General features: G+C 57.7%; 21 protein-coding genes and 1 tRNA gene. 10 read left to right on the forward strand and 12 right to left on the reverse strand.

What is annotated here, in order from left to right; all coding sequences use genetic code 11:
- Nucleotides 1-47 precede the first annotated feature (47 nt).
- Nucleotides 48-1442: a GABA permease gene (gene gabP, locus OGL93_RS06865; protein WP_263261720.1), complete on the reverse strand. Its 1395-nt coding sequence runs from the start codon at nucleotides 1440-1442 to the stop codon at nucleotides 48-50.
- Between the two features lie 455 nt (nucleotides 1443-1897).
- Here gabP and OGL93_RS06870 point away from each other — a divergent pair, with 455 nt between their 5' ends.
- Both OGL93_RS06870 and OGL93_RS06875 read left to right on the forward strand, forming a co-directional pair.
- A complete protein-coding gene (locus tag OGL93_RS06870) occupies nucleotides 1898-2650 on the forward strand; it encodes a transporter substrate-binding domain-containing protein (RefSeq protein ID WP_263261721.1) in 753 nt (250 codons plus the stop codon).
- A 2-nt stretch (nucleotides 2651-2652) separates the two neighbouring features.
- The gene (locus OGL93_RS06875; protein ID WP_263261722.1) at nucleotides 2653-3876 is read left to right on the forward strand and encodes an SAM-dependent methyltransferase; all 1224 of its coding nucleotides are present in this window, start codon (nucleotides 2653-2655) and stop codon (nucleotides 3874-3876) included.
- A gap of 73 nt (nucleotides 3877-3949) precedes the next feature.
- On the opposite strand, the gene OGL93_RS06880 is transcribed toward OGL93_RS06875, so the two are convergent.
- The 6 genes from OGL93_RS06880 to OGL93_RS06905 all read right to left on the reverse strand — a co-directional run bounded on the left by OGL93_RS06880 (nucleotide 3950) and on the right by OGL93_RS06905 (nucleotide 10409).
- Nucleotides 3950-4576 (reverse strand): response regulator transcription factor, encoded by a 627-nt coding sequence (locus OGL93_RS06880; protein ID WP_263261723.1) that lies wholly within the window; start codon nucleotides 4574-4576, stop codon nucleotides 3950-3952.
- A gap of 35 nt (nucleotides 4577-4611) precedes the next feature.
- A complete protein-coding gene (locus OGL93_RS06885; RefSeq protein ID WP_263261724.1) occupies nucleotides 4612-5274 on the reverse strand; it encodes a molecular chaperone in 663 nt (220 codons plus the stop codon).
- 61 nt (nucleotides 5275-5335) lie between these two features.
- Nucleotides 5336-6562: a hypothetical protein gene (locus tag OGL93_RS06890; protein ID WP_263261725.1), complete on the reverse strand. Its 1227-nt coding sequence runs from the start codon at nucleotides 6560-6562 to the stop codon at nucleotides 5336-5338.
- A complete protein-coding gene (locus tag OGL93_RS06895) occupies nucleotides 6555-9074 on the reverse strand; it encodes a CS1-pili formation C-terminal domain-containing protein (RefSeq protein ID WP_263261726.1) in 2520 nt (839 codons plus the stop codon). Before OGL93_RS06895 ends, OGL93_RS06890 begins: the two co-directional genes overlap by 8 nt.
- Nucleotides 9075-9137: 63 nt before the next feature.
- On the reverse strand, nucleotides 9138-9614 hold the full coding sequence (locus OGL93_RS06900; RefSeq protein WP_263261727.1) for a fimbrial protein: 477 nt from the start codon (nucleotides 9612-9614) through the stop codon (nucleotides 9138-9140).
- A gap of 57 nt (nucleotides 9615-9671) precedes the next feature.
- On the reverse strand, nucleotides 9672-10409 hold the full coding sequence (locus tag OGL93_RS06905) for a molecular chaperone (RefSeq protein ID WP_263261728.1): 738 nt from the start codon (nucleotides 10407-10409) through the stop codon (nucleotides 9672-9674).
- 202 nt (nucleotides 10410-10611) lie between these two features.
- Between OGL93_RS06905 and OGL93_RS06910 the strand changes: the two genes are divergently transcribed.
- The 7 genes from OGL93_RS06910 to OGL93_RS06940 all read left to right on the forward strand — a co-directional run bounded on the left by OGL93_RS06910 (nucleotide 10612) and on the right by OGL93_RS06940 (nucleotide 16722).
- A tRNA-Thr gene (locus tag OGL93_RS06910) sits at nucleotides 10612-10687 on the forward strand.
- A 172-nt stretch (nucleotides 10688-10859) separates the two neighbouring features.
- A complete protein-coding gene (locus OGL93_RS06915) occupies nucleotides 10860-11207 on the forward strand; it encodes an integrase arm-type DNA-binding domain-containing protein (protein ID WP_263261729.1) in 348 nt (115 codons plus the stop codon).
- A gap of 17 nt (nucleotides 11208-11224) precedes the next feature.
- Nucleotides 11225-11635 carry a hypothetical protein gene (locus OGL93_RS06920; RefSeq protein WP_263261730.1) on the forward strand — a complete coding sequence of 137 codons (411 nt, stop codon included), beginning with the start codon at nucleotides 11225-11227 and terminating at the stop codon, nucleotides 11633-11635.
- Nucleotides 11575-12186, forward strand: a complete 612-nt coding sequence (locus OGL93_RS06925; RefSeq protein ID WP_263261731.1) for a tyrosine-type recombinase/integrase — start codon at nucleotides 11575-11577, stop codon at nucleotides 12184-12186. Before OGL93_RS06920 ends, OGL93_RS06925 begins: the two co-directional genes overlap by 61 nt.
- A 181-nt stretch (nucleotides 12187-12367) precedes the next feature.
- Nucleotides 12368-13294, forward strand: coding sequence for a DUF1837 domain-containing protein (locus OGL93_RS06930; protein WP_263261732.1), 927 nt, complete (start codon nucleotides 12368-12370; stop codon nucleotides 13292-13294).
- Nucleotides 13295-13297: 3 nt separating this feature from the next.
- Nucleotides 13298-15814: a DEAD/DEAH box helicase gene (locus OGL93_RS06935; RefSeq protein ID WP_263261733.1), complete on the forward strand. Its 2517-nt coding sequence runs from the start codon at nucleotides 13298-13300 to the stop codon at nucleotides 15812-15814.
- Between the two features lie 521 nt (nucleotides 15815-16335).
- Nucleotides 16336-16722: a hypothetical protein gene (locus OGL93_RS06940; RefSeq protein ID WP_263261734.1), complete on the forward strand. Its 387-nt coding sequence runs from the start codon at nucleotides 16336-16338 to the stop codon at nucleotides 16720-16722.
- 114 nt (nucleotides 16723-16836) lie between these two features.
- Here OGL93_RS06940 and OGL93_RS06945 read toward each other — a convergent pair whose 3' ends face one another.
- On the reverse strand, nucleotides 16837-17067 hold the full coding sequence (locus OGL93_RS06945; RefSeq protein ID WP_263261735.1) for a hypothetical protein: 231 nt from the start codon (nucleotides 17065-17067) through the stop codon (nucleotides 16837-16839).
- A 97-nt stretch (nucleotides 17068-17164) separates the two neighbouring features.
- Between OGL93_RS06945 and OGL93_RS06950 the strand changes: the two genes are divergently transcribed.
- Entirely contained in the window at nucleotides 17165-17719 is a 555-nt protein-coding gene (locus OGL93_RS06950; protein ID WP_263261736.1) for a DinB family protein, read from the forward strand.
- Between the two features lie 98 nt (nucleotides 17720-17817).
- Here OGL93_RS06950 and OGL93_RS06955 read toward each other — a convergent pair whose 3' ends face one another.
- The 4 genes from OGL93_RS06955 to OGL93_RS06970 all read right to left on the reverse strand — a co-directional run bounded on the left by OGL93_RS06955 (nucleotide 17818) and on the right by OGL93_RS06970 (nucleotide 21089).
- Entirely contained in the window at nucleotides 17818-18561 is a 744-nt protein-coding gene (locus OGL93_RS06955; protein WP_263261737.1) for an alpha/beta hydrolase, read from the reverse strand.
- A gap of 23 nt (nucleotides 18562-18584) precedes the next feature.
- Nucleotides 18585-19001, reverse strand: coding sequence for a hypothetical protein (locus OGL93_RS06960; protein WP_263261738.1), 417 nt, complete (start codon nucleotides 18999-19001; stop codon nucleotides 18585-18587).
- 29 nt (nucleotides 19002-19030) lie between these two features.
- Nucleotides 19031-19657 carry a glutathione S-transferase family protein gene (locus OGL93_RS06965; RefSeq protein WP_263261739.1) on the reverse strand — a complete coding sequence of 209 codons (627 nt, stop codon included), beginning with the start codon at nucleotides 19655-19657 and terminating at the stop codon, nucleotides 19031-19033.
- Nucleotides 19658-19811: 154 nt separating this feature from the next.
- Nucleotides 19812-21089 carry an OprD family porin gene (locus OGL93_RS06970; RefSeq protein WP_263261741.1) on the reverse strand — a complete coding sequence of 426 codons (1278 nt, stop codon included), beginning with the start codon at nucleotides 21087-21089 and terminating at the stop codon, nucleotides 19812-19814.
- Nucleotides 21090-21342 lie beyond the last annotated feature (253 nt).

Raw genomic sequence — 21342 nt, forward strand, 5'->3', positions numbered from 1 at the left:
GGCCGCTACCTTCGCAGGTAGCGGCCTTTTGCATTTGCGTCGCTAACTCAGCTACCCAAGGCGACCCGGGCGTGGCCAGCAGCCTTGCGGCGGCGGTCAACGATAAGGCCGGCAGCCACCACGGCGATGGTCAGCAAGCCCGTGGCGATGATCTCGATGCGGTGATCGTCGCGCAGGAACATCACGCCCAGCACCGCAATGATGAACACAATCACCAGGTAGGTGAGGCCCGGGAAGGCCCACATCTTGAAGGTCAACTGTTCGCCACGCGCTTCGGCCTTGCGGCGCATGCGTAGCTGCGAGAACGCGATCACCAGGTACACCAGCAACGCGATGGCGCCGGAGGTGGCCAGCAAGAAGTCGAACACCGCGGCAGGGGCTGCGTAGTTGGCGAAAGTAGCCAGGAACGCGGCAGCGGTAGACAGGATAACCGCGGCATAAGGGGTGCCGGCGCGGGAAGTGCGCTGTGCCGCCTTGGGTGCGTCGCCGCGCTTGCTCAGGGAGAACAGCATGCGCGAAGAGGTATAGAGCGCGGAGTTCAGGCAGCTGGTCACAGCGACCAACACCACGATATCCACGATCATCTTGGCATTAGGCACGCCAACCAGGTTGAGCACGGTTTGGTAGGAGCCAAGCTGCGGCAGCGCTGGGTCGTTCCAAGGCACCAGGGCCACCACCAGGAAGATCGACACCAGATAGAACAGGCAGATGCGCCAAATGACCGAATTGGTAGCCTTGGAGATCTGGCGGCCCGGATCACGCGACTCGGCGGCGGCGATGGTTACGATTTCGGTACCCATGAACGAGAACATGGTGGTCAGCATGGCCGCCACCACAGCGCCCAAGCCGTTGGGCATGAAGCCTTGGGTATCGGTCACATGGCTGAAGCCGCTGACCTGGCTGCCCGGCACGAAGCCAAAGGCGGCGCCCAGGCCCACCACGATAAAGGCCACGATGGCGATGACCTTCAGCAGCGCGAACCAGAACTCGAACTCGCCGTAGTTCTTCACGCTGAACAGGTTGGTGACGGTAAGCACTGCGGTAATGATCAGCGCGAACACCCAGACCTGCACGTCTGGAATCCATTGATGCAGGATGCCGGCGGCGGCGTTGGCCTCCAGCGGGATCACCAGTACCCAGAACCACCAGTAAAGCCAACCGATGGTGAAACCGGCCCAGTGGCCAATGGCACGGTCGGCATAGGTGGAAAACGAGCCAGTGTCCGGCGAGGCTACCGCCATCTCACCCAGCATGCGCATCACCAGCACCACCAGGGTACCCGCGGCTGCATAAGCCAGAAGCACGGCAGGCCCTGCTTCTGCAATAGCGTGGCCAGAACCGACGAACAGGCCGGCACCGATTACTCCCGCAATGGACAGCATGGTCACATGGCGGGTTTTCAGCCCTTGGGCAAGCCCACCGGCGTTTTGAATACTGCTCATAGGTTTACCCTTCCGAGAAAGCGATTGACCGGCGCTGCGCTCAAATGACCGCTGTTTGAGACGAGCAACACGCCGTTGCAATAATTTTACGCAAGAAGCGCGCCAAATTGATGCAAAATAGTTCAAGGCCGCCCCACAGTAAGGCCTAGCGGCATAACTGCAAGGGCTTGAACAATATGACTTTTTGTCGCAGGGGCCAAAAAGTATTACCGGATTACCCAGGCAAAGATCACTTTTTGCTCTGTTTCCGAGCAGCAAGTAACACCCCCGCCCTGCCTCGGTGCAACTTTGGGGCCCTCAGGCGCTGGGGGCGGGGTACAACCGCCCGCCAAGGCTTAGGCTTGCCTGGGATAAGAAAATGTCACAAGCAGCCATACCTGAGCGGTGATGTTTCTGCCATAAACGTTGTCGAAGCGAGTACACCTCGCTGCCCCTGGCTATTGGAGTTTCGCTACATGGCTCGATTTTTCGGTTCGCTACTGGGTTGCGTACTGGCCCTTTCCTGCGTTTCTTCAACGTACGCCGCGGACAAACTACGGATGGGCATGGAAGGTGGGCACCCCCCGTTCAACGACACCGACGCCAGCGGGCAGGTCGTCGGCTTTGACGCGGACATCGGTGCCGCCTTGTGCGCGAAGATGAAGGTGGAGTGCGAGATCGTCACCGCAGACTTCGAGAACCTCATCCCGGCACTCAACGACAACCAGTTCGACTTCCTTATTTCGTCGCTTTCGGTGACGGATGAGCGCAAACAGCTGGTGGACTTCACCGACCCTTACTACATCAACAAGCTGCAGTTCCTCGCTGCTGAAAGCAGTGACCTGGACGGCACGCCGGGCAGCTGGATGGGCAAGACCCTGGGCGCCCAAGAGGGCACCTTGGCGGCGAACTGGCTTCAGGAAAAGGCCGCCAACGTCGCGATCGTGCAAACCTTCCAGACCCAGGACGAACTCTATGTCGCCCTTTCCACCGGGCAAATCGACGGTGCGCTGGCCGACAAGTACACCGGCTACGAGTGGCTGCGCACCGATGGCGGAAAAGGCTTCGAACTCAAGGGCGAGCCGGTTGAAGATGGCGACCGCATCGCCATCGCCACGCGGCTGAACGACCCGCTGCGCACCCGCCTCAATGTGGCGCTCAAAGACATCCTCCTCGATGGCACCTACAAGAAGATCAACGACAAGTACTTCCCCTTCAGCATTCGTTGAACATGCTTGAAAGCACACAACTGGCGAGCCGCTTCAGCGCCCTGAGTCATTTCCTGGATGACCACCAGGCGCTGTGGCGGCCACGGCCCTTCACCTACCTCGAACTTCCCTGGGAACGCAGTTACCCACAATTGGCCGGGTGGTTGCGCACCCGTACATTGGCGCAGGCCGAGAGCGCCCTGCAGGCGCCGCTGGAGCTGGCGGCTCCTGCTCCTTTCTCGACACTGGCCACTGAGGCTGCAACGCTGTGCAACATCGGCGCGCTCCCCGAACGACCACTTACCCCGGCACCCGCTCGGCTTGACCGGGACGTACCCGGGCGCAAATGGACGCAAATCGAAGCGTTCGCCCGCCACCTGCGCTTCGAACACGCCCCAAGCCACTGGCTGGACTGGTGTGCGGGTAAAGGCCACCTCGGCCGCCGCCTGGCCAGTGAAGGGCAATCACTGACCTGCTGGGAGCACGACCCGGCGCTGGTAGCCGCCGGGCAAGCCCTAAGCGAACACCATGGCCTGCAAGCCGAGCATTGCCTTACGGATGTGCTGGCAAGCGGCTTGCGCATTCCCGCAGGGGTTACGCCGGTGGCGCTGCATGCCTGTGGCGACCTGCACATACGCTTGCTAACGCTGGCGCTGGCGCAAGGCTGCACGCAATTGGCGATCGCGCCCTGCTGTTACAACCGCACCCGCGCCTCTCTCTATGTGCCGCTGTCACGCCAAGGTAACCGCGAAAACCCAGAGCTGACCCTTGAGGACCTCGCCCTGCCCGCCAGCGAAGCCGTGACCGCCGGCACCCGCGAGCGGCGCCAGCGCGACCTGTCCATGGCCCGGCGCCTGGGCTTCGACCTGCTGCAACGGCGGCTGCGCAACAGCGACAGCTACCTGCCTACGCCTTCGCTGCCCGTCAGCTGGCTCGGGCGCCCGTTCGAGGACTACTGCCGGCACCTGGCGCAACTCAAAGGTTTGCCAGCGATACCGCCCTGCGACTGGGCCAGCCTGGAAGCGCAAGGTTGGGCGCGCCTCGCCCAGGTGCGCAACCTTGAACTGCCGCGGGCATTGTTTCGCAGGCCATTGGAGCTATGGCTGGTGCTGGATCGTGCCTTATGGCTTCACGAACAGGGTTACCAGGTGCGCGTGGGCACCTTTTGCGAGGCGGCCGTCACCCCTCGCAACCTGATGATCATCGCGGAACGCGCTGCCCAACAACCTGTGGATAACTCTGTGTAAAACCTTTGGGTTGCGCTTACCTTCTCACGGTTTGGCGAGCGCGACGCTTACTTTCTGAGTTGTGAATAGACGTTCACACTAAGTTGTGGCGCCGGGCAAGTTCGGCCAGGCAAACGACTGACTTCACCTTAAGCTTGGCAACCAGGCGAGACTTGTAAGAGCTGACGGTTTTGTTACTAAGCAGTAGTGCTTCGCCAATTTGAATATTGGTAAAGCCCACGGCCAGATAACGCAGCACCGACAACTCCCGAGCGGACAAACCAGCAATGCGCTCGGTTTCGGCGGCGTCGCCGAGCGTGGGGCCGTCCACGTTCGCTTGCCAGTTGGGAAAAAAAATAAACCCGGAGGTAATAGTGCGCACGGCATTACGAAAATCTTCGGGGCGGTTGGTCTTGGAAAGAAAACCTGCCGCGCCTGCCTTCAGGCAACGCTCGGCGCCGTATTCAGGCGGGTAACTGGTTAACACCAGCATTTGAGTGGGAAAGCCCAGCGCTTTGATCCGCTGGATAACGCTAAGGCCATCAAGCCGGGGAAGTGCAATTTCCAGCACAACCAACGCCGGCCGAACCTGGCGCGCCAGCGCCACGGCCTGCACGCCATCAGCGGCATGGGCAAAGGAATCGAAGCCCTCTTCCTTGAGCATTTCTTCGACAGTCGCTCGAATATACGGTTGGTCATCCACAATCAGCGCGGTTCGCATAGGCGTCTCCTTTCAGTGCAATACAGCCGCCCCGCCTACGGCGTATACCGGCGGCGATCCTTGCCTTCAATGAGCGTAAAAAGAAACCGCTGGGGCTTTTCACCCTTCAACGTGAATGTTTTGCCGGGCCGCACGTGCACAGTCTTGCCCTGCCCACACTCACCAGGCCCCTGGCACAGGGCGAGGCCCTCCAGCACCACCGTGGTATTGCCACGATTGGCGACTCGTAACTGGTTATCGTGCTGCTCGACGCTCGTTTGGAACAGCGCCGGCCGAGGGCTTACCAACACGACCCCGCCGATAGCCTTGAGCACGCCTACATCAGCGACGATGGCTTGCTGGTATTCCTCCCGCGCCTCCTGCGCCAAGCCAAAGGCTTCTTCTGCTCGCGGCACCACGGGTACGAAGCGCAGGCGAAAGTAACGCTCCGCCGCTCTACCCCCGCGATAAACCACACGGATCTCTCGATAACTGCCTGGAGGAATGATCAAGCGGGACGGGCTAGCGATCAGGGGTCGTTCGGTGCCTTCAAGGGCGCGCTCCTGCGGCTTGCCGTCCGGGCCATAGGTAAGCTCGGCCACCTCGACCCTTACAAACGCCGTGGCGTCCCCCACGTTGCCGATGCGCTTGGTAAAGGTAGTTCGGCCTGCCGCCAAGTAATCGTAGAGCGCGCCAGAATCCAAGGCTGGCGTGGCCATGGCCGGCGCGCTAAACAAGAGGGCTGTTACCAAGCCCCAACAGCGTGCCCAGGGCAAGCCGTTAAATCTGCGCATCGAACACCAACGTAAAACTCCCACGGAACGGATGGCCTGGGTTCTTGAGCATTATTCGTTGGAAGTCCATGGTTTCCGAGGCGATCTCAAGCAACCCTGGTTCATCTACCACGGGATAGTTGGGCTCAACTTCAAATACCCAATCGTGCTGCATCAAAGCGTCTTTGACCGGAGTGCCTCGATAGGTGATAGAGGCAGGCAAGGTCAGGAAAAGGCTTATTTTCGCAATCCGTTGGTTACTGACATTTCGTACCCCGCAGGCTGACCCTACAGGCTCATCGCAGCGTAGTTGGATCGAGAAAGGCCCGGATGCGGACATGCGGAAGGGCAGAAACTTTTCGATTCGGCTCGGTGGCGGCTTAAGCCCGGTCAGGTATTGATGCCAGCCGCCGTAGCGTGCGGGTGGTTGCAGGTCGACGTTTTCGTAACCGGCGGGGAAGTCCACGCTGAGCTGATGTTGCACATCCACGGTGAAGTTGAAGGTAACGCTGCTATCGCTCAGTTGGCTGACCTGGCTGCCCAGGCTGAAATCCCCGGCTTCGCCCACGCTGTAAGTCACGCTGCCGTAATACAAGCCACTGCGCACCCCATGCGGCTTGGGCAGCTTTAGCCGATAACCGACCGACATCGAACGCGCCGTGACGTCGATTTCTCGAGGGGTTTGGGCCCCGCTGCTGGCCGGATAGCACAGCCCAGGCGACACCGGGTCGGCGATTCTCCAGATAAAGCCCACACGGTTACCGCTGCTTCCGTACGCGGAGACATACGCGCAGTTGCCTCCAGTACTCGAATGCGAGGCGGGGTTTTCAGGGCGGTCCACGCCCTGGCCTCCCAGCACTTGCGCCACATGGGTAATGTCGAAATCCGCCGCGATGGAGCTGCCATTGGCGGAGAGCAGCGTCACCTTGGCCTGAGGCGGGGTGCGCAGCGACCAACGTCGCGCGATAGGCGGCAGGCCGCTGAGCACGCGGCGCTCATATTCCACGGGCACGGCAACCGAGGCAATCTGCTCGCCGCAGCCGCCGTACTCTTGGCAGAACCCGGACGGCGGCGTGGTGTTCTTGAAGCCCGAACCATCAGACGAAGGCCGGAACTGTAGGCTGATATCCACACTGGCTGCGCTGGCCAGCGAAGTGCACGCCCACAAGGCCAAAAGCGGCCAGGCCCGGCGCAGGCCGCTGCGCCCCAACCGGTTGAATAGCGGCTTATACATCAGGCTGACCTCCCTCGGCGGCGCCAGCGACGGTGGTCTGGCTGCAGGTCAGCTTGCCGACCATCAGCACGTCCTGTTCCCGTTTTGCCCGTGCTGGGTCCACATTGACCAGGCAGCGGCGCTTGCCGTGATGGCGGACCTCCAGGCTCGGGTTGGAATGGCTCATCTCCACCGCGAAAAACCCATCCGCCTCGCTGACGCCACGGCTGGCATGGTTGATGACCATGGCGCCGGGCAGTGGCTTGCCGCGCTCGTCCAGCAGTTGGCCGATCACCGTCACGGTGCGCATCACCTGCACCTTGTGGTAACTCACCGCACCTTTATTCAGGTGATAGTCCGCCACCTGCGGGACCACCACCGCGGGGTGCGCGCCTTCCCCGCGAAAATCGAAACGCACGCGCCCCGGCTCGTAGGGGGTCACGGGGATTACATTGCGCCCCGGCACCAAACGGCCGCTGATGCCGTGCTCGTCGTAAGTGCGCAGCTCGACGTCGGCCAGGTCACTGTCCACGTCGACGATCATCCCAGCGCCATAAGCATTGAAATCGCCGCTAGAGGCGAGATGGCCCTCGCCGAGCGCCAAGGTGTTGCTGAGGTTGAGCCCACCACCAAGCTCGCCGTTATAAGACGACGTTTGCAGGTACAGGTCGCCAGCGGCGGCCTGGCTTAGGAATTCCGCGCGCCCGCCCACGCCCAAGCCGTAGCTGTCGCTGTTGAGCGTGCCGGTTACGCTGCGCAGGAAAGGCCCGGCAAGCTGATGGCGGTAGTTCAAGGTCGCGGTCTGCTCCCGGCTGCCGTCGCGGTCGGTACGGGTGCCCACGGTACCGGTTAGCTGGTCCCCGCTGCTGCCTAGCGCCAGCGTCAGGCTCACGTCCACGCCACGGCTGCGACGGTTGCCGCTGCTGTCGCTGCCCGGCCGGTCGAACACTGAGAAGCGCCAATAACCCTCGGAGCCAAACAGGATGCTGCGCTGAATCCAGGACAGGTCCAGCCCGGTGCCGGCCGCCGGCCCAGTGTCATGCGTGAGCCGGGCGGTGCCGGCGCCCCGCGCGGTAAAACGGTGCTGCCAGGTCAGCGCGGTTTGTGTGTTCTCGCGCACCTGCCAGCGCCGCCGCGCCGAGAAAAACGCGGGCACGCGGTCGTCCCAGGCCTCGTAGTAGAGCCAGGAGCGGTTGTGGGTCAGCATCAGATTGCCCGCACGGTAGGTGTAGATCGCCTGCGCATCGATGCCGTCGCCGCGATCCTCGGTGCGGTACAGGTTGCCGAACAGGCGCAGGCCTTGGCTTAGCTCTGTGTCCAGGGACAGGCCGTATTGCATCCGCGCATCCACATGCTCGGCCGACAGCCCAAGGATTGCCTGCGGGTGCAGCATGTAGTTGGCGATCACGCCGGCATTCATGCCTTCGCCCTGGCGATCGTCCCAGTCGCTGAGCAGCTCTCGCCCCTGGCCGAGGTAGGCGTTGTAGCGCCAGCGTTGCTCAGGGTTCTTCCAGCCGCTGGGCTTGTAGATGAATTCGTTGGTGGTGGCGGTGACCTGGCCGTCCTCGACCACGCGCACTTCTACCTCATAGATACCCCCAGGCAGCGGCCGGGTGTCGATGGCCTGCAAGCCGGGCTGCACGGGCTGGCTGTAGATAAGCGAGCCGTCGCGGTACACCTGTACCGTGGCAGGGCGATTGGGGGTCACATACACCGGGCTGGCGCTTGGCTGGGCGTTGTCGACGGCCAGGCTGTCACTGCTGCCGAACATCACCCCCAAGGTGCCTTCGGGGCGCCCGCTCAACGTGCGGGGCTGGCGGCTAAGGCCCTGCACGGCCGGGGAGAAATAGCCCAGGCGAAAGAACCTGTCGCCCTGCAAGTGATCGGCATACAGGCTGCGTAGGCGATGCCGGTCGAGGCTCACGCCTTCGTAGCGGCTGTTGTCCACCTGCCCTTCGGCGACGGTGGTCCATTGCCCTATGCTGCCGGTGGCGGCGGCAACCCAGGTGCCATAGCGCTGGGATTCGCTGCCCGCCAGGTTCAATTGATTACGCAATAGCAGCCCGCCGCTGCGCTCGGGCAATTGATGGAAACGAGGCGTTTCGCTGTCGCGCTCAACCTCCCCGGTCAGAATGGATAGCGTCGAACGCTCGAGGCTGTAGTGCAGCGCCACCAAGCCGTTGGGGCAGTCACGGGCGCAGTCGCCTAGCGTGCGCGGTTCGCTCAAGGCCTGGAGCCAGGCTTGGCGTTGTTCGGCCGAGGCCTCGGTCTGGCCAATGTCGGAGTATTTGAGTAACTGCACGGTTTCGTCGCGGCCTAGCAGGAGCATGGCATCCCCTAGATAACGGCCGTTAAGGTCTACCCGCACCACCACCGGCACATCGAAGAAATGGTCCCTGAATTCAGCGGGCAGCCCTCGCGCCTGGCTCAGCAAGTCAAGGCTGGCTGGCCCGGCTGCGCTGGCTTGAGCCATGAACAGGCTTAGGGCGGCCGCCCCGGCAAGCACAGGCTTGAGGAGATGGTTTTCAAACACAGCGTGTGTCCACTTCCGGAATAGGGAATGAAGCGGGCCAGCGCGGCCCGCTCGGGGTGGCGCTTAGGGGGTAACGTTGCCCAGCGGGGTTTCGAAGGTCACGTCCACGAACGCCATGTAATTGCCCGGCGCGTAAGGGCCATCCGCGGCGGAAATGTCCATGTTCATGTAGAAGCGGTTAGCGGCGTCCGCAGCGGACACCACTTCTTGCGAGGTATTGCTCAGGTCCACGCCGTTGGCGGTGATGGTCAGCGGGATGCGATCCCCACGGCTGGTGAGCACGGCTTCGCTTTCCAGGCGGGCGGAGATGGCGCCAGTGGTGCTGCGGACCAGTACCCGCTTGCCAACGATGCCTTCAAGGTTGCCGTTAGAGCCCAAGGCCATCTTCTGCGTTTCGTTCATCCAGCCGTGCTCGTCGAGGAACGAGAAGACCGCGGTGGGCACCAAAGCGGTGACCTGAATGCGCTTGGAGACAGTGTTATCGGCGGCCACGGCCTGGCCGGCGAGAAGCAAGGCCAACGGAAGGGCGAGGTATTTCATGGGGCAGGTGCTCCTGTTGCTTTCGTTAAGGTTGGTGCCGGTGGTTAAAGGGCCCGGCTAGCCCTTGATTTCGTAAGGCAGGGGCGCCAATGCACCACGCCGATGCTCGAAGGCGTAAGTGGAGTTGGGGGTTTTCGCGAAGGCGCGGGTGCTGCCGGGCGGCAGGTGATGCACCACGGCAGGGTCGCAGTCGATGCCAGATGCATCGCAGCGGCGGAAGCGCTCCAGCACCGCGGTGGCATTGCCCACATTGCGCACCACGAAGCGCCCGAGTTGGTCGTCGATTTCAAGCTGGTGCATGACGTCGCGCGGCCGCACATACAACAGCGAGCCAAACCCGGCGAGCATCTGCACCCCACCGGCGATGGACACCTCATAGGCTTCGGCCTCTTGCTCGGTCAGCTCGAAGCCATCCCCGGCGCTAGGCAGCACCGGGTTGAAGCGCAATCGAAAATAGCGCTCGCGGTCACGCTGGCCGTCGAACAGCAAGCGCACCGTTTGCATGCCACTGGCCGGGATAATCAGGCGGGTTGGGCTTACCACCAGCTCACGCTCGCCGCCCCCGGCCTCGATATCCAGCGCAACCTCCTCCACGGTACCGTCGGCTTTGCGCAGCAGTTCCCAGGCACGCACCTTTACAAAGGCAGTAGCGTCGCCGCCGTTGAACACGCGCTTGACCAGCACGCCTTTGTCCGCCTGCAAATAATCACTGAGCGACCCGATACTGATTTTCGGCCCCGCCACCGCGACGGCAGGCAACCACGCCAACAAGGCAACAATGAAAGTGAACCGCATGAAACACAGGCCTCCGACAGCAACCGAAGCGGCGATAAGGAGGCAACATTGTTGCGGCGCGGGTACGCCGGGCCTGTAGGTGCTTTCCGCCCAGGCTGGTCGAAGAATCCGTCTCGGATGTGGGAAATTTCTGAGGACACGTGCGCCAGCGCAGCGCGGGCTTTACACCCCGCCGCTAATCGCTATAATCAGCGCCCTCACCGCCGGTATAGCTCAGCTGGTAGAGCAACTGACTTGTAATCAGTAGGTCCCGGGTTCGATTCCTGGTGCCGGCACCACATTAGGTCCCAGAGAAGGCTTTCAAAATCTCTGGAATCGTTGAAAAACCCGCCTTCTGGCGGGTTTTTTCGTTTTGGCGTTCCATCGGTTTCCGTCAGAAACTGGTGGATTCCAACCGTTTTAAGGGTAGAGTTTGGGATACAGGTCACTTCGATAAAAGGGAGTACCCTTATGTCGCGCACCACAGCTCCACTCCCCGACGCAGCTTGCCGCTTGGCAAAACCTACAGACCGCGCCTACAAGCTTTTCGACGGCTATGGCCTCTATCTCCTAGTCCAATCCAATGGCCGCAAAGGCTGGCGGCTCCGTTACGTCAAACCTGACGGACGGGAAGGACTGACCTCGTTCGGCAACTACCCCGTCATTGGCCTCGCCGATGCTCGCCGCAAGCGCTTGGACGTCGAGCGAATGCTGGCGGATGGCATTGATCCTATAGAAACCAAGCACCAAGCCAAGGCGGAACCTTTGAAAGCGTTGCGCTCGACTGGCATACGGAAATGTCGGCCAAGTGGGCTTTAGGCCATTCCAAGACAGTGATGAGCCGCCTCAAAACCCATGTGTTCCCGCTGATCGGCGCCCGCGCCATTGTCGACCTCGACACCCATGATCTCATGCAGCCCCTGGAAGCGATCAAGAAGCGCGGAACGATCGACGTTGCTTTAAGGGTAAAAAACTATCTGCAGAGCATCATGCGCAAGGCAAAGCGCCTCCGGCTTATCACCGCAAACCCTGCTTACGACCTCGAAGGTTTAATCAAAGCCCCAAGGGTGGTTCACCGCCCTGCTCTACCCTTATCGCGTTTGCCTGAATTGCAGGAACGTATCGACACCTACAAAGGCCGCGCACTTACTCGGCTGACGGTCATGCTCTCGCTGCATGTGTTCGTATGCTCCAGCGAACTGCGCTTCGCCCGCTGGAACGAGTTCGACCTCAAGCGCGATACCTGACACTCGTCCAGCGTTGGACGGGGTTAACCTTTTCAACAAGAGGGACGAAGATGGCCGGAGACATCCACCTTGTACCCTTATCGCCGCAAGCCATGACCCTGCTTGAACAGATTCACGCCCGCAGCGGTAAATTCGACCTGGTGTTTGCAGGCGATGCCAAGCCCTGGAAACCCATGTCTGAAAACACGGTGAACAGTGCACTCAGAAAAATGGGCTATGACACCAAAACCGAAATCTGCGGGCATGGGTTTCGTTCGATGGCCTGTAGTGCGCTGATTGAATCAGGACTGTGGTCCGAGACCGCCATTGAAAGGCAGATGAGCCACAAAGAGCGGAACAACGTCCGCGCCGCTTACATCCACAAGGCAGAGTTCATTGAGGAGCGCAAGCTGATCATGAACTGGCGGAGCCGGTACCTTGAGGCGAATAGACAAGAGCATGTCACGCCGCATGAGTTTGCGGACTGTAGCGGCGCTACAGTTACACCCTTAAGTCGGCGAAAAGTCCCAAACGCGGGCTCGGTCCGCTGCGTATCGGGTAGGCTCCTGTAGGGATGAACCCGCGAAGGGATGGCACAGTACTGGCCACCAGCGCATCCCAAGGCTATGATCCCAAAACCCCTTCAGTCGGAATGAGGCAAATGAAGGCTTTAGATTGAAACGAAAAATCTAAATGTTATAAAGAGCATTAAATATCCGTAAAAAGGTCTTAACGAATCAAGGAAGAATATAATTGAGCAGCCTAGAAGATTCGTCGCTTTATGTTTCAGTAGATGAGTTAGACTATCAATCATGCATCGACGTAATTGAGCATACCGAAACAATAGATGAAGCAAACGCAAATATTCGAATACATCATCTAAAGTTTGACGGGAACGGTAGGCCAATGTCCAAGGCCCTAGCCGAGCTACTTTACCAATACATAATTGACTATTGCATAGCCTCGAAAAACAGGCCAGAAACCCTAACAAATAGACAATCTGCACAACTAACAAAAGAGGCACGAAAGTTATTTAGACATCCAGAAATATCAGAGGATGATCCTGACAAAACTGGAGAGGCTGGCGAAACACTTCTTTTCTTCCTAACAGAAGCAATTCTTAGAGCACCTCAAATCGTTGCAAAAATGGAATTAAAGACGAATAGGCGTTTGGAGTCAAACGGGTCTGACGGTATCCATATGCGCTGGTGCGAAAAAGATCAATTAGTGGACTTTTACTTTGGCGAGTCAAAACTATACAGTTCGATTGATGGAGCCATTACATCCGCACTGAAAAGCATTAACGAATTCCACGATAAAGAAATATATAAGCACGAATTTACAATGATAACAAAGCATTTCAAATATGCTGATGAAAACACAAAAAATGCAGTTATTGATCTAATTAAGCTTGGCGAACCTGGTCCTGGGGCTCGCATCAACCACGCATGCCTAATCGGCTACAATTGGAAAGAATATCAAAACATCCATAAAATCAAACAAAGCGATCTTTCTAGTCAATTCCGCCAAATGCTACTTACCGAAAGCAAGAACATATCTAAAGCACTAAACTCAAGGTTTGGCGATTTTGAAAAAAAACATCTTAATTTTGAAGTTTTTTTCCTCCCATTTCCATCTGTCCAGCAGTTTCGTGATGAATTCAACGCAGCCCTAGACTAAACCATGAATATCGCCGAAGAATTTCAACCCCAGATAGCAAAGCTTTACAAGCTAAACATAGAGTCGCTACTCCCAATTCCAATAAACGCTGCCTCGATTACAGAAGCCGAAATTAAAGGCCTTATTGGGGTGTCCTCGGCGCTTTCCCTATCCGAAGAGCCCAGCGATTTAATTCTGTCTTACGAAATAATGAGTAGACTTATAGAGTCTACCGAAGAATCCGCCATAGATATAACTTCTGCAGCAGACATCATACTTTCTAGGCTAGGGAATTTTCCAGGACGCACACTATTGCGCAGTCGTTACACGCAAGATGAACGACCCAGCATTCCTATTTCTCTTGCATTGGAAAGAGTTGCACGCGAGGCCGAAAATTCCACCAACGAGGGAATTCTTCTAACGGATTTTCAATATAAGCTTTTAGAAGCCTTACAAAAGCAAACATCCTTAAGTGTCTCCGCACCTACTTCAGCAGGAAAATCATTTATCCTGAACATAGACCTAGTGCGCCGATTAAAGTCTTGTACAGAAAAGGTCGTTGTATACATAGTACCAACACGCGCTCTAATAAGTGAAGTTTCAAACCGAATCCGGCAAACACTTCAGCGTGAAAACATAAATGACACGACGGTTCGAACCGCGCCATTTCCGCTGGAAACAGAATCGAAATTCAAAAGCATTGTATATATTCTCACACCTGAAAGACTTCTTACCCTTTTAAAGCCAAAAAATAACACGCAACAGATCTCCACACTCATCGTGGATGAAGCGCATGAAATTCAAAAAGGGAATCGAGGGATAGTACTACACAATGCAGTTGAAATCGCACTTTCGAAACATCCAAAAACGTCGCTTATGTTTGCCAGCCCTCTCATAAAGAACCCTGGATACTTACTAAATTTATTTAAACGCAGTGATAATGGGCAGTTCTTCACCGAAACAGTTTCACCCGTATCACAGAATATTTTATTAATCTCCGAAGTTAACAAAAAGCCTAACATGGTTAACGTTTCGCTGCTCACGAATAAATTTGACATCACAATCGGGGAGCGCCATGTAAATTTCCGCTTTAGAGACAGCATCTTCAAGCAAAGAGCAAATCTAGCCTACGCGATAACAAAGAACGATGACTCTACAATAATATTTGCAAACGACCCCAGTGACGCCGAAAAAATAGCTAGCGAGCTTTCCTCACTCAATAAAAATTTCGAACCAAGCAACAACATTAAAGAATTTGTCAGTTTTATTAGAAGCGAGATCCACGAAGAGCACGGATTGGTAAAAAGCCTGCAAAGCGGCGTAGCTTTCCATTATGGAGACATTCCTTCCATTGTAAGGGCTGGTATCGAAGATTTATTCCGATCTGGAGAAATCAAATACATATGTTGTACCAGCACCCTATTGCAGGGTGTCAATCTTCCCGCAAAGCATATTGTTATTGACAACCCGTACAGCGGCAAAAATCCAATGCTGCGATCGGACTTCTTAAATCTAGCAGGAAGAGCCGGCAGACTTCTCCAGGAGTTCCATGGCAACATATGGTGTATAAGACCAGGAAGTTGGGAGGACGAATCGTACAAGGGCGATACTCTACAAGAAATAAAATCATCCATGGATAAAATTATGGGTGACGGGGGAAAAATTATTCAGGAGCTTATAAACGAGTCTCTAACTGATGAAAAAGAAAAGGAGATAGCCGAAGCTGGATTTAGTAAGCTTTTTCATGAAAGCATGACGTCAACTGATACGGAACTAACAGCGAAGTACAGCATCTCTGACACCGCCGAAATTTTCAACGATAACTTAATCCATATAAGATCACTTGAGGTTACGCTTCCTTATGATATTCTTGAGGCCCATCGATCATTGAGACCAGACCACCTCCAACATATTTATAACCATATGATTGGAGTGCTGAGCATTGACCATCTTTCGCTTTTGCATCCGTTCGAGGTTGGCGGAAAAGAAAGAATGTCAAATGCTGTGGATCTCGTTTGTGAGTATTTTTCTTGGGATGCACCAGTAAACTCTATAAAATATAGAAATCTTATATGTAATCTCGCACACGACTGGGTTACCGGTAAATCCATCGGATCTATACTCAAAGATCGCGTAAATTACATCCGCAGAGACGACGATAATAAATTAAGCGCCTCCTCAATAATTCGACAAGTGTTGAAAGTTATCGAAAGCGCAATAAGGTTTAGGCTCGTTAAATATCTTAGCGCATACGAAGATCTTCTAGAGCTAGCTTTATTAGAAAGAGGATTCTCCAAAGAAGACGCTCAACAGGCTCCCTACCACACCTTCCTAGAGTTCGGCTCATGTAACAAAGTTGAATTAGGGCTGATGTCAGTAGGCTTTTCAAGATTTACTGCGCTTAGACTGAAGAAAATCATCGGGAACACAGACGCCGTAGATGTAGAAGATTATTTGGAAGCTCTTTCGAAACTCAATATCAACTCAATCGACCTCCCGAAATTATGCCTGAACGAGCTAAAAAGTATTTTGGGACGATAATAACAGTAACGCCCATCCTGAATTGCCCTAGACCTCTTCAATCAGGGTCCATTTCAGCATGGCTGCAAAGCCGCCCTGCTGAAATGGACCTCACTTAAAAATCTAAAGCCCAAGCAACTATCTGTGGAAAACCACTGATTTCCACCAGTGCATAATTTTCATCCACAGCCGCAGAACTCTCCAAAATTCGAGCCTTGACCCGAATTATCAACAGGCGTAAAAAAGATCGGGCAAAGCGCTGTCGCTGACAGCAACCCCAGGTAGTCAGAACCTTTAAGGCTACGCCACACCGTGGTGGTTCTCCCAAAGTGCGATTAGCGTCCGGCGGCTCGTACGGTTACAGCGATGTGATGGATGCCTAGTTTTACCAGTGTAACTACTGCGGCAACTCATCCCCTTTCATAGCTGCCCTGCAGCAACCTATCCGCTTGGCCGGCCTCCTGAGCACTTCCTGGGAAATGGGCGGGTGGAGGCTGCACAGGCTGCTCGATAAACAGCCCGCAATCAAGGTCCGGCACTTTGTGACCTATGCAAACTTGCAATCGCAGTTGCGCTCGAATGCGCTCCTCACCGCGTTCACCGGCCCGATTGGCGTAGCGCTTTTGGCGCGCAAGGATCTGCCCGCAGGAGACGTGCTGACCACGCCGATAGACAGTAGTGTGCTGGATGAAACCGCGGGCGACAAAGAGTACACGCGGGCATATTTTACCGAACAGGAAAACCCGCATAAATCCCCAGTCAACGTTATTTATATCGACACTGAAATGCTAGGGAAGCGGGTTGCCAGCCGTTGCGTTGTGCCTCCAATCGCCAACAAGCCTAATCTGTTTCTGATCGAGGCGATGGACATGTGCATTACCAATCACTTGGCGCTCTATAGCGGTGCTCAAGCAGCGGTTGCCAAATAGAAATCCGTAAAGGGGAATAGCGTTTAGGCGCTACCTCTTTTGACCTCCGCATTGCCCTGCAGCCGGCGCCAGGCGAGTTGTGACGGCTGTAACGGGCTGAGGTGAATTTCAACGCTAGCGCCGTTCGGCGTACTTGTCTCCCACATGGCGGCTGATATAAGTCGCTAGCCCCTTGCCTGCCCTTGCCAGCCGCTGCATCTCCTCCACTGCCTCCGGCCCTGGCCGGTCAGCGTTGTAGAGGTAGCAAGGCGAGCCATCGCCTGCGAACTTGATGGTGATCGAGCCTTCACCCAGCTCATACGCGACCACGCCTGAATGGCCGCTGAGGTTGCCGTAGCGTTGCATGCTGCTCTCCTCTGCTATATCCGGTAGACCGCCCACCCCAAGCTAGGGTTGCGGGCGGCTACGCTGAGTGGGTCGAAAGCCAGCAACCGGGGGGTTTATGAATTATTTCCTTGCGCAGGCGCTGAACAATCAATGGGCCAATCGGCGACTGCTGCGCGCTTGCGCTGGGCTGAGTGAAGCCGAATATATTGCCGACCGAACCGGGTTTTTCCCGTCCATCCAGCGCACGCTAAGCCACATTCTTGATGTGGATCTCTACTATCTGGCGGCGCTGGAGGAGGACCTGCAGGCACAGACCAGCGAGCCAGCACCCGCGCTTGGCTTCGCGGAGTTAGTGGCTGGCCAGGCGGCAAGCGACCAACGCCTGGTGACGTTCTGTGAGGCGCTGCGGGTCGAGGATCTGTCGCGCGAAGTGGGTTTGCTGAGGCCGGTGGGGTTGCTGCACGAGCGCATCGATCGGGTGCTGCTGCACCTGTTCGAGCACCAGATTCACCACCGTGGGCAGGTACATGCGATGTTGAGCGGCACGCCGATCAAGCCGCCGCAATTGGACGAGTTTTTCCTGGATCAGGACCGAGAGGCACGGGAGCCGGAAGCCAGCGCCTTGGGCGTGGACGAGCCGCGGGTGTGGCGGCGCTATGTTGGGCGTTGATGCCGGGGCTGTTCGCGGGCTAAGCCCACTCCCACAAAGCGCAGCTTTCGTATCACCCGCAAGCGCGGCCGGGGATCTACGGCGATCCCACGGCGACCCTACGCAGCCGTAGCGGTGACTGACCCGGCAACCGCCTGCATGAACCGCTGCGGGTCTTCGAGCATCATCATGTGCCCGCCGGGCAGCAGGGTATAGCTGGCAGCCTGTTGCCTCGCCCAGAGGGGCAGGTCCCAGCCGGAGGCGGATCGCTCGCCTGCCATCAGGTGTACTGGCGGGCCGCTATCGAATACTGCCTTGAGGCTGGTGGTGTAATCGGAATTTCCCGTCACTTCGACCACGGAGCCAGCGGTAGCGTGTACGGTGCTAGCCGGCTGGTTGGCCAACAGCATCCTGGCCTGGGCGAGCTGGCCAGGGGTGGCAGTTATGCCGGCGCCCCCGAGCCAACCGGCGGGGTCGGCCGCGTAACCGGCGAGCAGCGCGCTCGCTTCGCCCGCGCTCATGGCCGCGACTTTGGCGGACCAAAAGGCGTCGTTGAGGCTGAAGTTGCCCTCCACGTTGATGATCGAGGCGACGCGCGGGGGATAGCGATGTGCAAACAGCATGGCGACCGCGCCACCCACCGAATGACCCAGCAGGTGAACCCGCTCCAGTCCGTGCTGGGTGAGCCAGCGCTCCAAGTGCTCAACCTGTTGCCATAGGCCCACATCCGCCGGGGAAACCTGGGCGTGCGCCCCGTAGCCAAGCAGGTCCGGCGCATGTGCCGTAATGCCCCACTGATGAAACAACGGCGGCAGATCGCGCAAGGTGCCGATCAGCCCGTGGATAAGTACCAAGTCGGTCACGCGGATGTCCTTTTGTCAGGCGATCAAGGCTGGGGGCGATAACGCCCGTTGAAGGGGTGCCCAGCATCGACGATCAATTCCGGCGAGAGCCTGCGGATGCGCGCCTCGCTGTGGTAGGCACCGTCGTCGTTGTAGCGCAAAAATGCGCGCTGGCAGCGGTTGCACTGCCATAGCCCGCATTGGTTGTAGGGATAAAAACGCGGGGCAATGGGCGCCCCGGGTGACCAATAATAGGTGCCGTCCGGGTGAAATTCGTCCAGGGTGGCGTCTTCTTCCTCGAACTGGGCCAGGGTACCGATTTGCACCAGTTGGTTTTCGCGCAGGCTAACTGGCCAGCCCGCCCAACCGGGCGGTAGGGCGCTGCAATTGCAAGGCAGTTCGATCGTTGCGCAGTGCTGGGCAATCTCCAGCAAGGCGGCGGCGCTTAGCAGCGGTAGCATCGGTAACCTTCCTTGGTTGGAAAACGGCGTCAGGGCTGCTGCGCCCCGCAGAACAGGAAGAAGCTTTCGCGTTCGGCCAGCCGCGCGTAGTAGGCGTTGACGGCCGGCAGGTCCGGGCGTTCGAAGGGAGTACCAAACCAGCGGTTCACAGACAGCCCAATAACGATATCGGCCAGGCTGAACTGCTCGCCGCTCACAAATCCGCCGGTGCGTTGCAGTTGCTGTTCAAGAATGGCCATAGCCGCGCACCAACGCTGCTGGCCCTCGCGCAGTGCTGTCGCGTCTTGATAAGCCGGGTTCTTGCGCACCAGCGAATGGAACACGTACCCCCAGGAAGGGTTCAGTTCACTCGCTTGCCAATCCAGCCACTGGTCCACCCTCGCGCGCTCGCGGGCAGCCTGGGGATACAGCCGCTCGCCGCCATAGGCGTTGGCCAGGTAGCGAACAATGCTGTTGGATTCCCACAGCACGAAATCCTTATCAATCAATACCGGGATCTGCGCGTTTGGATTAAGCGCGAGGAATTCCGGCGCGGTGGGTGAGCGAAAGCCCGCGCCCCAGTCTTCCTCGCGGGTTGTGGGCAACTGCAGCTCAGTGCAGGCCCACAGCACCTTGCGCACGTTGATCGATGAAGTTCGGCCGAGAACCTTCAGCATTGGGACGCCCTGCGGTGGCTGGCAAAGTGGGCCTATTACAGCACCAGAGCCGCTAGACCGGCCAGGGGTTATATCGGCGCCGAGGCTGGCGGACTTCGAAGCCAAGCCCTCGATGGAAATAAGCCCGCATCATGACGCGGGCTTAAAGCCCTACTTAGAGCAGGCTGAGAGGGTATTCCACGAACAGCCGTACCTCGCTGCCGTCATCGTTATAGCCGGCATCGCGAACGTTCGTAGACGTGCGCAGGAAAGAGTTGCGCAAGCGCACTGTCAGGTCCTTGGCCGCCCCTGCTTGTACGACGTATTGCAGCTGGTTGAACCATTCACGCTCGGTTCCGGAGCCGTCGTTGGTGCGGATGTTATCCCCGCGCACGTAGGCAACGTTGTAGCTCAAGCCAGGAACGCCAAGGGAGGCGAAGTTCAGCCCATAGGCCAACTGCCATGAACGCTCGTCCTCGGCATTGAAATCGGACCAGTAGGAGTTAGCCAGCAAGATGCTTGAGCCACCGTCGCCAATCCCGTCGTGCTTGGCATAACCGCCATAGTTATAGCCCGTGCTGCCGCTGCTGCGCTGGTGGGCGAGGGTCAGCGAATGCGGGCCCGTGGCGTAGGTGGCAGCTAAGCTCCAGATCTTGTTGTTTTGCCCGGTTTCAAGGCGGTTGGCGTATGCCTGGTCCAGATGCGAACGGTAGCCGTTGAAGTCCAACGCCAGCGAACGGTCCATGGCCAACGGCATTACATAGGTCATGCCCAGGTATTGCTTTTTCACCCGGTCCTGAACATCGGAGGTGTAGAGCGAGGCGTTGAAGTTCTCGTTGAAACGGTAGCTGCCCCCGAAGACATCGACCCGCTTTAACCCGCCACTGTCAGTGCCTTCGGCGCTTTCGCGGGTTTGCGCAGTGAAATGGCCAGCATTGAGCTCCAGCCCTTCCAGCTCCCGAGACGTCACTAGGTACCCTGTAAAGCTTTCAGGCAGCAGCCGGGTGTCTTCATGGTTGAGTACCGGCAGCGCGGGCATCATCTCGCCGTACCGCAGTTCGGTGTTGGACACACGGAACTTGATCGCGGCGCCCATGCGCGCCAGGTCGTGCTTGGCATTGCCGTGGCTGTCTTGCTTGAAGAAATCGATACCGCCCGAGCCGCTGCGCCCGCTACCCCCGTCCAAACGCAAGGCATACAGGCCAAAGGCATCGACACCTACGCCCACGGTGCCTTGAGTGAAGCCGGAGCTGAAGTTGGCAATAACCCCCTGCCCCCACTCGGCGCGATCCTCAATGCCGTGTTTGTAGTCGCGGTTCATGTAGGCGTTACGCAGCAGCAAGTTAAGGCGGCTGTCTTCTATAAAACCCTGTGCTTGGGATTGCTCGCTGGCCATGGCGTGGGTAGCGGTGCAAAGCCCGAGTGCAAGTGCGCTGACGCGGTAATTCAACATCTTGCGTTCCTTATGCCGTAGTAAAGACGCGCTACAGCCCCGGTAGCCAGGCAAGCAAGGCCACCAGGAAAGCTCGCGACGCAGGCGCGGGCTCTGGCGTGCCAGCCGCAGCGGGCCGGATGCTAGGGAGCGATAACGGAGGGCGTCAAACTACGAAAAGGAGTAAAGCGGGCGATAGCGGAGGATTTCACCCGGGCGTCCTGCCCGAAGCGAACGGCCAATGGCCGATGGAGTTCAAGCTTTAGGAAGGCCT

Source organism: Pseudomonas sp. RIT-PI-S (assembly GCF_025642975.1).
In the GTDB taxonomy this organism is placed as follows: domain Bacteria; phylum Pseudomonadota; class Gammaproteobacteria; order Pseudomonadales; family Pseudomonadaceae; genus Aquipseudomonas.

Excerpts from the sequence above, each read along its gene's own strand:
- gabP (WP_263261720.1), bottom strand. The coding sequence starts at position 1,442 with ATGAGCAGTATTCAAAACGCCGGTGGGCTTGCCCAAGGGCTGAAAACC.
- OGL93_RS06870 (WP_263261721.1), top strand. The coding sequence starts at position 1,898 with ATGGCTCGATTTTTCGGTTCGCTACTGGGTTGCGTACTGGCCCTTTCC.
- OGL93_RS06875 (WP_263261722.1), top strand. The coding sequence starts at position 2,653 with ATGCTTGAAAGCACACAACTGGCGAGCCGCTTCAGCGCCCTGAGTCAT.
- OGL93_RS06880 (WP_263261723.1), bottom strand. The coding sequence starts at position 4,576 with ATGCGAACCGCGCTGATTGTGGATGACCAACCGTATATTCGAGCGACT.
- OGL93_RS06885 (WP_263261724.1), bottom strand. The coding sequence starts at position 5,274 with ATGGCCACGCCAGCCTTGGATTCTGGCGCGCTCTACGATTACTTGGCG.
- OGL93_RS06890 (WP_263261725.1), bottom strand. The coding sequence starts at position 6,562 with ATGTATAAGCCGCTATTCAACCGGTTGGGGCGCAGCGGCCTGCGCCGG.
- OGL93_RS06900 (WP_263261727.1), bottom strand. The coding sequence starts at position 9,614 with ATGAAATACCTCGCCCTTCCGTTGGCCTTGCTTCTCGCCGGCCAGGCC.
- OGL93_RS06905 (WP_263261728.1), bottom strand. The coding sequence starts at position 10,409 with ATGCGGTTCACTTTCATTGTTGCCTTGTTGGCGTGGTTGCCTGCCGTC.
- OGL93_RS06915 (WP_263261729.1), top strand. The coding sequence starts at position 10,860 with ATGTCGCGCACCACAGCTCCACTCCCCGACGCAGCTTGCCGCTTGGCA.
- OGL93_RS06920 (WP_263261730.1), top strand. The coding sequence starts at position 11,225 with ATGAGCCGCCTCAAAACCCATGTGTTCCCGCTGATCGGCGCCCGCGCC.
- OGL93_RS06925 (WP_263261731.1), top strand. The coding sequence starts at position 11,575 with ATGCTCCAGCGAACTGCGCTTCGCCCGCTGGAACGAGTTCGACCTCAA.
- OGL93_RS06935 (WP_263261733.1), top strand. The coding sequence starts at position 13,298 with ATGAATATCGCCGAAGAATTTCAACCCCAGATAGCAAAGCTTTACAAG.
- OGL93_RS06945 (WP_263261735.1), bottom strand. The coding sequence starts at position 17,067 with ATGCAACGCTACGGCAACCTCAGCGGCCATTCAGGCGTGGTCGCGTAT.
- OGL93_RS06950 (WP_263261736.1), top strand. The coding sequence starts at position 17,165 with ATGAATTATTTCCTTGCGCAGGCGCTGAACAATCAATGGGCCAATCGG.
- OGL93_RS06960 (WP_263261738.1), bottom strand. The coding sequence starts at position 19,001 with ATGCTACCGCTGCTAAGCGCCGCCGCCTTGCTGGAGATTGCCCAGCAC.
- OGL93_RS06965 (WP_263261739.1), bottom strand. The coding sequence starts at position 19,657 with ATGCTGAAGGTTCTCGGCCGAACTTCATCGATCAACGTGCGCAAGGTG.
- OGL93_RS06970 (WP_263261741.1), bottom strand. The coding sequence starts at position 21,089 with ATGTTGAATTACCGCGTCAGCGCACTTGCACTCGGGCTTTGCACCGCT.